General features: G+C 70.2%; 8 protein-coding genes. 1 reads left to right on the top strand and 7 read right to left on the bottom strand.

The features are described 5' to 3' along the window. Positions 1–143: 143 nt before the first annotated feature. From ACIBH1_RS03270 to ACIBH1_RS03250, 5 genes are read right to left on the bottom strand one after another with little or no spacing between them, the layout of a single operon-like run. Positions 144–1,070 (bottom strand): cation diffusion facilitator family transporter, encoded by a 927-nt coding sequence (locus ACIBH1_RS03270; RefSeq protein ID WP_397311915.1) that lies wholly within the window; start codon positions 1,068–1,070, stop codon positions 144–146. A gap of 43 nt (positions 1,071–1,113) precedes the next feature. Next, positions 1,114–2,202, bottom strand: coding sequence for an SIS domain-containing protein (locus tag ACIBH1_RS03265; protein WP_397311914.1), 1,089 nt, complete (start codon positions 2,200–2,202; stop codon positions 1,114–1,116). Further along, the gene (locus ACIBH1_RS03260) at positions 2,199–2,363 is read right to left on the bottom strand and encodes a Trm112 family protein (protein WP_397311913.1); all 165 of its coding nucleotides are present in this window, start codon (positions 2,361–2,363) and stop codon (positions 2,199–2,201) included. Before ACIBH1_RS03260 ends, ACIBH1_RS03265 begins: the two co-directional genes overlap by 4 nt. Continuing rightward, the gene (manB, locus tag ACIBH1_RS03255) at positions 2,360–3,823 is read right to left on the bottom strand and encodes a phosphomannomutase/phosphoglucomutase (RefSeq protein ID WP_397311912.1); all 1,464 of its coding nucleotides are present in this window, start codon (positions 3,821–3,823) and stop codon (positions 2,360–2,362) included. The genes ACIBH1_RS03260 and manB overlap by 4 nt, the downstream gene beginning before the upstream one ends. Before the next feature lie 44 nt (positions 3,824–3,867). After that, positions 3,868–4,233 (bottom strand): DUF3499 domain-containing protein, encoded by a 366-nt coding sequence (locus ACIBH1_RS03250; protein WP_181611387.1) that lies wholly within the window; start codon positions 4,231–4,233, stop codon positions 3,868–3,870. Between the two features lie 131 nt (positions 4,234–4,364). Between ACIBH1_RS03250 and ACIBH1_RS03245 the strand changes: the two genes are divergently transcribed. Continuing rightward, the gene (locus ACIBH1_RS03245) at positions 4,365–4,793 is read left to right on the top strand and encodes a metallopeptidase family protein (RefSeq protein ID WP_312894514.1); all 429 of its coding nucleotides are present in this window, start codon (positions 4,365–4,367) and stop codon (positions 4,791–4,793) included. Positions 4,794–4,852: 59 nt separating this feature from the next. On the opposite strand, the gene ACIBH1_RS03240 is transcribed toward ACIBH1_RS03245, so the two are convergent. Together ACIBH1_RS03240 and ACIBH1_RS03235 are read right to left on the bottom strand one after the other, a co-directional pair. Next, the gene (locus ACIBH1_RS03240; protein ID WP_181612124.1) at positions 4,853–5,083 is read right to left on the bottom strand and encodes a WhiB family transcriptional regulator; all 231 of its coding nucleotides are present in this window, start codon (positions 5,081–5,083) and stop codon (positions 4,853–4,855) included. Positions 5,084–5,426: 343 nt separating this feature from the next. After that, on the bottom strand, positions 5,427–7,214 hold the full coding sequence (locus ACIBH1_RS03235) for a hypothetical protein (RefSeq protein WP_397311911.1): 1,788 nt from the start codon (positions 7,212–7,214) through the stop codon (positions 5,427–5,429). Between the last annotated feature and the right edge of the window lie 127 nt (positions 7,215–7,341).

The following is a 7,341-nucleotide window of genomic DNA, read 5'->3' as shown; positions in this document are numbered from 1 at the left end:
ACGGGGGGGGCGGGGCCCCCCCCCCCCCCCGCCGCCCGGGGGGGGGGGGGGGGGGGCCCCCCCCCCCCCCCCCCCCCCCCCCCCCCCCCCCCCCCCCCCCCCCCCCCCCCCCCCCCCCCCCACGACCGGCGAGGACCGAGCCGTCAGGGGATGGGCTTGGCGCTGCGGTCGAGGTCGGGCTCCAGGTAGATGACCCGGGCGATCGGCACCGCCTCACGGATGCGCTGCTCCGCCTCGTCGATGCCGCGCGCGACCTCGGCCGCGGTGTCGTCGTGCTGGACGGCGATCTTGGCGGCCACGAGCAGTTCCTCGGGCCCGAGGTGCAGCGTCTTCATGTGGATGATGCGGTCGACCTCGGGCGCGTTCTCGAGGGCGGTGCGGATCTGGTCTTCGGTGGTCGGGTCGGCGCCTTCGCCGATGAGGAGCGACTTGGTCTCGAAGGCCAGGATGATGGCGATGATCGCGAGCAGGACACCGATCATGAGGGTGCCGACGGCGTCCCACACCACGTCCCCGGTGATCATGGCCATGCTCACGCCGAAGAGGGCGAAGACAAGGCCGAGGAGCGCGCCGAGGTCTTCGAGAAGGATGACGGGAAGTTCGGGCGACTTGGCGCGCCGTACGAACGACACCCACGACTGCTTGCCGCGCACGTGGTTGGACTCGATGATCGCGGTGCGGAAGGAGAAGGACTCGGCCACGATCGCGAAGACCAGGACGCCCACGGCCCACCAGGGGTCGTTCAGGGGCTCCTTGCTGGTCAGCTTGTGGATGCCTTCGTAGATCGAGAAGACGGCGCCGATGGCGAAGAGCACGACCGCGACGATGAAGGCGTAGAAGTAACGCTCGCGCCCGTAGCCGAACGGGTGCTCCTTGGTGCTGGAGCGCTTTGCCCGCTTGCCGCCGACCAGCAGCAGGACCTGGTTGCCCGAGTCGGCGACCGAGTGGATGCCTTCAGCCAGCATGGAGGAGGAGCCGGTGAAGGCCGCCGCCACGAATTTGGCTATGGCGATCGATATGTTGGCCAGCAAGGCCGCGATGATCGCTTTTGTCCCGCCACCAGCACTCACTGGTCCACTCCACTCATCTGATCGTCTTCACGTCCAGGGGATCCTATTGGGAAATTCTGGACTTGAGCTCCGCGACGGCCGAAACCGGGGTCGGATCGAGTCCATAACCCAGGGCCAGATACACACTGGCGTAGTCGACCAGCTCGATCAGCGTGGCCAGGCGCTGGATGGCGTGCTCGCCCTCGGCCATGATCTCGGAGACCGGGACGCCGCGGTCCTCGGCGAGCTGGATGGACAACACGCGCCGGCGGGAGAGCTCCGGATCCTCGTCGCGGTCACGCAGCACCACCAGGCGCACGGAGAAGCCGGGCTCGTCGGCGAAGATGTCACGCTCGGCCATGGGCCCGTCGAAGGTCGCGACCTGGTCGAACAGGGCGCCGTGCAGCGCGGGGTATTTGGCGTTCTTGCCGAGCTGGGTGGCCATCCGATGGGCGGCCACGGCGGCGACCGCCGAGGAACCCCAGATGAGCGGCACGTTCCCGGCCAGTTCCATGGCGAGCGTCTTACCCGGATTGACGAACGATTCACTACTCGGCCGGCATCGGTGGGCGATGTCTTCGAGAAGCACCGCCATCTGCTCGTAGTCGTCGGCGTCGGCGCGGATGAGGCCGAGCGACGACAGGGCGACCATGGCGGGAATGGCCAGCAGCCACAGGTTGGAGCGCGAGGGCCCGTGCGTGGGCACGGCGACGAACATCGCCGACGCCTGCTTGGCGATGGCATCGAGCGGCGAGCCGGCACGGCCGACGGCGAGCAGGTGACAGCCGCGCCGTACGGCCTCGGTGGCCACCGCGACGGTCTCGCGGCCGAAGCCGGAGCCAGAGATGGCGATCACCAGGTCGGCGGCGCCGACCCAGCCGGGCAGCCGATGGGCGCTGACGGTGAGGATGGGCACCGGGGCGCCGGGGCCGCAGACCGTGGCCAGGATGTCGCCGACGAGCCCGGGAGCGCCCATGCCCACGACCACGATGGCGCGCGGGCGGCCCTGGAGCTTGTCGACGCCGCTCTCGAGCGCGATGCGGTAGGCGGTGCGCACGTGAGCGGCGGCGTTCGCGACCGAGGGCAGCATGCCGCCCGGGTCGGTCTCCGCCAGGTGGGTCTGGTCATCGAGCAGGTGTTCCTGCCAGATCACGATGGCTTCCTGGCCTCATCGACCAGCAGCACGGGGATGTCGTCGCGTACGGGGTAGATCAGGCCGCACGAGGTGCAGGCGAGCTCCTCGGACTCGACCCGCAGCGGGGACTTGCACGCCGGGCAGGCCAGAATCTCCAGCAGCCAGTCGTCGATCTTCACTTAGCCAACCTCCGAAGTACCTCGTCACGGATCGTCGTCATCGTCGCCTCGTCGTCGGCCTCGGCGTTCAGGCGCAGCAGCGGCTCGGTGTTGGACGGGCGCAGGTTGAACCACCAGCCGGGGCCGGTGACGGTGAGCCCGTCGAGCTCGTCGACCTCTCCCCTCCCGGCGAACGCCTGCCGTACGAGCTCCATTGCGGCCGGGACGTCGGCGACGGTGCTGTTGATCTCGCCCGAAGCGTGGTAGCGCGAGTAGATCGCCACCAGCTCCGACAGCGGCCGGTCCTGCTCCCCCAGCGCGGCCAGCACGTGGAGCGCGGCCAGCATGCCGGAGTCGGCGAACCAGAAGTCACGGAAATAGTAGTGAGCGGAGTGCTCGCCCCCGAAGACGGCGCCGGTGCGGGCCATCTCGGCCTTGATGAAGGAGTGGCCGACGCGGGTGCGCTCGGGCCGGCCGCCGTGCTCGGTGACGATCTCGGGTACGGCACGCGAGGTGATCAGGTTGTGGATGATCACGCTGCCGGGATGCTTGGCCAGTTCGCGCGTGGCCACCAGCGCCGTGATCGCCGAGGGCGACACGGACTCGCCGCGCTCGTCGACGACCCAGCACCGGTCGGCGTCGCCGTCGAAGGCCAGGCCGAGGTCGGCCCCGTGGTCGATGACGGCCTTCTGCAGGTCGCGGAGGTTGTCGGGCTCCAGCGGGTTGGCCTCGTGGTTGGGGAAGGTGCCGTCGAGCTCGAAGTAGAGGGGCACCAGGTCGAGGGGCAGCCCGGTGAAGACGGCGGGCACGGTGTGTCCGCCCATCGCGTTGCCCGCGTCGACGACCACCTTGAGCGGCCGGATGCCCGACAGGTCGACGAGCGACTTGAGATGGTCGGCGTATCCGGGCAGGAAGTCGCGCTCCTCAATGGTGCCTGTCGGCTCGCCGAGAGGGGTGCCGGTCGGCTCGCCAACCGAGGCGCCAGTCGGCTCGCCGAGCGAAGCGCCTGTCGGCTCGCTGAGCGAAGCGCCTGTCGGCTCGCTGAGCGAAGCGCCTGTCGGCTCGCTGAGCGAGGGGCCGAGGAGTTCGGCGGCGCGGTCGCGGATGGCGGTGAGCCCGGTGTCGGAGCCCACGGGCACGGCTCCGGCGTGACACATCTTCAGACCGTTGTAGCGGGCCGGGTTGTGGCTGGCGGTGAACATCGCGCCGGGAAGGCCGAGGCTGCCGCTGGCGTAGTAGAGCAGGTCGGTGGAGCCGAGCCCGGCGTCGATGACGTGGGCGCCGCGTGAGAGCGCGCCCCTGACGAAGGCCTCCACGAGCGCCTTGCCCGACACCCGCATGTCGCGCGCGACGACGAGCGACGACGCGCCGGTCACCTCGACGAACGCCGCTCCCACGGCTTCGGCGGTCGGCTCGTCAAGCTCGTCTGGCACCACGCCGCGAACGTCGTACGCCTTGAAGATCCTGGCGAGGTCGCCCACGCGTCAGCTCCACCCAGTGTCGACTACATGTATCGCTGACGAGCCTATCGGTCTCGCTGCTGCTGCGCCGACCGCAGCACCCGCAGGTGGCCACGCCGGCTCACCTCGACGCCCTGGCCGACGGGTTCGGTGCCGCCTGGGGCGGGTCTGGCGGCTTCGCGCACGGCGTTGGCCAGCGCTTCGAGGTCGTCGGTGCTGGGGGCGGAGGAGTCGGTCGGCAGGCGCACGACCTCCCAGCCGCGGGGTGCTGTCAGCCGTTCGGCGTGTTCGGCGCACAGGTCATAGCAGTGTGGCTCCGCGTACGTCGCCAGGGGGCCGAGCACGGCGGTCGAATCGGCGTACACGTACGTGAGCGTGAAGACGGCAGGCTGACTGCAAGCAGTGCGGGAACAGCGGCGGACGGGGCTCACGGAGGGACCGTATCCGGTAAGCGACCCCGGCGCCACTACCTCAGCACTCTTACCGATCGTGTCGCCACAATTCGGACACCTATCACAGCCTTTTCGTAGACTGGTGCCGTGACACAGCCAAGCGAGTGCCCGTGAGCCCGCGCCGCCGTGATCGGCACGGCAGGGGCCTGCGCGGCCCGCTCGCTCCTTCGTGGGTGCCGATGGCGCGCTCCCGCAGCGAACGTTTCGACGATCTGGTGCTCGACGCCGTCGACAGGTTGCGCCCGCAGTGGGGCAAGCAGCTGGCGTCGGTGGAGTTCGCCGTGGAGGACGTGCCGCCGCTGTCGGAGCTGGGCGACGGTCCCGGCCGTCCCGGCCCCGAGACGGTGCCGTTCGGCCGCGCCGACGCCGCCAGTGGCCGCAACCCCGCCGCCGTCGTGGTCTACCGCCGCCCGCTCGAGGCGCGCGCCCGCGACCGCGACACGCTCGGGGCGCTGATCCACGACGTGGTCGTCGAGCAGGTGGCCACGCTCCTCGGGCTGTCGCCCGACGCCGTCGACCCCGGCTACGACGGCCGCTGACACTCATCGGGCCCACGAAAAAGGGCCACCCGAAGGTGACCCTTTTTCGAAAAAGTCGTTCAGACTGCCTGACGCTTCAGCCTACGACGCTCACGCTCGGACAACCCACCCCAGATGCCGAACCGCTCGTCGTGCTCCAACGCGTATTCAAGACACTCCGCACGCACCTCACAGGCGCGACAGACCTTCTTCGCTTCTCTGGTCGATCCTCCCTTTTCGGGGAAGAAGGCCTCGGGGTCAGTCTGCGCGCACAAGGCACGCTCCTGCCACCCGAGTTCCTCGCCGTCCATGTCCTCAGGTGCGATGACCAGATCGGCCACTGCACACCTCCCTGCCGCCCGCCCGCAATGGAGCCCCCCATGATTCCGCCTCCCTCTTACCCATCTCGGAGGCGTAACAACATGGCTGTAATTACACGCGTGTGCAGCACGGGACGTCAAGCGGCATGCCGGTATCCGGGGAAAGACCAGCTCGCCCCGGTGTGCTCATCCTGTGCGGTTGCGATGCGGCCAAAGCCGTTATCCATGGCGTTGGCCTGACTCGTTCAACGCTGTCAGCGGTCGGAACCGTACCAGGGCGGGATTGACTGCCGCCCGTGGCTCACCTTCTCTCTAGCCGCTCTTTGCCCGGCTCTTACCTGCGTGGATCTGGGGTGTAGATGGCAGTGGGATCGATCGGGTCGTCTCCGGCAGAGCCAGGAGGCGAGGCCAGCGCGTCGCCCCGGTACATCGACGGGTCGAGCCGCACGGTGGACTCGGCCGGCGGCTGCTCGGCGGACCACGGCTGCGGCGCCTGCTGGGCGGGCTGCTGGGCGGGCTGCTGAGTGGGCTGCTGCGGGTGGCCGAACGGGTCGTCGTACGGCTGCGCCTGCTGCGGAGCCGAAGCGCCGTAGTCGGGCACCCTCAGCGGCTGGTGAACCCCTGAGGACGCCTGGTAGGAGTCGGCCTGCTGGTAGGCGTCGAGCAGCTGCTGCGAGCGCGGGTCGACCGGGGGCTCGGGCTCCTGCTGGTACGGCTGCGCGAACTCGTGGCCGGAGAAGCCGGTGAACGGCTGGCCACCCTGCTGCTCCGCGGAGGCGGGCGAGAAGGCGGGCGGCTGGTTGTAGTACGGCTGCTCGGGAGCGGGGTGGCTCAACTCCGGGCGCGTCTCGGCGGGGATGTAGCCGGGGAGCGACGGGGCCGAGTAGGCGGGGGTGTAGCCGCCGCCTGGCTGGCTGTCGAACGACTGGTAGCCGCCGGGCTGGCTGTCGACGGACTGGTAACCCTCGACCGGCTGGTAGGCCTCGACCGGCGGCTGATAGGCCTCGACCGGCTGGTATCCCTCGACCGGCGGCTGATAGGCCTCGACCGGCGGGTAGACGTCGGGCCTGGTCTCGGCGGGCTGGTAGCCGCCCTGCGAGGGCGCGTAGGTGTTCGGCATGCTGTCGGCGCCCTGGTAGACCGAGGGCTGCGCGTCGGCGGGCACGTACGGCGGGGGCGTGTACTCGCCAGGCATCGGTGCGGGGAGCGCGGGCAGCGTGTTCGGGGCCGAGGGCTCGGGCGCCTGGAGGGGGTCGGGCGAGAGCTGCGGCGCCGGGAAGGGCTGCATGGGAGCCGCCTGGACATCGGGCTGGCCGTACGAGGGCTGCGCGATATCGGGCTGACCGAAGGAAGGCGCGCCATGAGCGGGCTGACCATGAGCGGGCTGACCGTAGGCGGGCTGGCCGAACGGCTGGCCCGGCACCGGCTGAGCCCCGGACAACGGCTGGACGCCGGACATCGGCTGGACCCCGGCCATCGGCTGGACCCCGGCCATCGGCTGGACGCCAGGCACCGGCTGTTGGCCGTACTGCGGCTGCACGCCCGCCCCCGGGATCGGCTGCACCCCGGACCCGGGAATCGGCTGCACCCCGGAGCCAGGGGGCACCGGCTGCTGGCCGTAGGCGGGCTGGCCGAAGCCCTCCTGTGCGAACCCCGTCGGCGGCGTGTACGGCTGCGCCGAGCTGAACACCGGCCCTGCGGGCTTGCCGCCGAGCACCATCGGCCGCACGTAGAGCAGCGCGAGCACGATCAGCGCGACCTCGAGCACCCCGCTGAGCAGCGCCCACACCACGCTCGACCCTTCGGCAGCGCCGAGGGTGAGCAGTACGCCGAGCCCGCCGAGCAGCGCTGAGGCGGCCAGTTCGCCGGCGATGGCGGCGGGGATCACCTTGGCTCGCAGCGGCGGCGCGCCGAACGAGGTGACGAGCAGCAGCGCGCCGAAGAGCAGTGCGGTGCTGAGCGGTGAGGTGAGCGGCGACAGGTAGGCGGCCGCGCGGTCTGTGAAGGAGGGAGCGTCTCCGATGAACGACTCGACGAGCCCGCCCAGGATGTTGACACCGGCCCAGCCGATGACCACCCAGGCCGCCGGTTCTCGGAGCCGGTTGATGTCAGATCTACTCACAGCACCCCCATTTGGACCCTTTGGTCCGGAGTGGAGTTTGCCACAGAAGGCACTCGGACGTCGGCCGACCCACCAACCGCATCTATCACAATTCGCCAAATATGCCCCTATACCTGGGTGTCGGGAG

Origin of the sequence: Nonomuraea sp. NPDC050663 (assembly GCF_044456985.1) — a bacterium.
Lineage (GTDB): Bacteria > Actinomycetota > Actinomycetes > Streptosporangiales > Streptosporangiaceae > Nonomuraea.
This window is presented reverse-complemented; position numbering and strand designations above follow the sequence as displayed.

Bases quoted from the DNA above. Each gene is read 5' to 3' on its own strand.
- ACIBH1_RS03240 (WP_181612124.1), bottom strand. From the start codon at position 5,083: ATGGACGGCGAGGAACTCGGGTGGCAGGAGCGTGCCTTGTGCGCGCAG.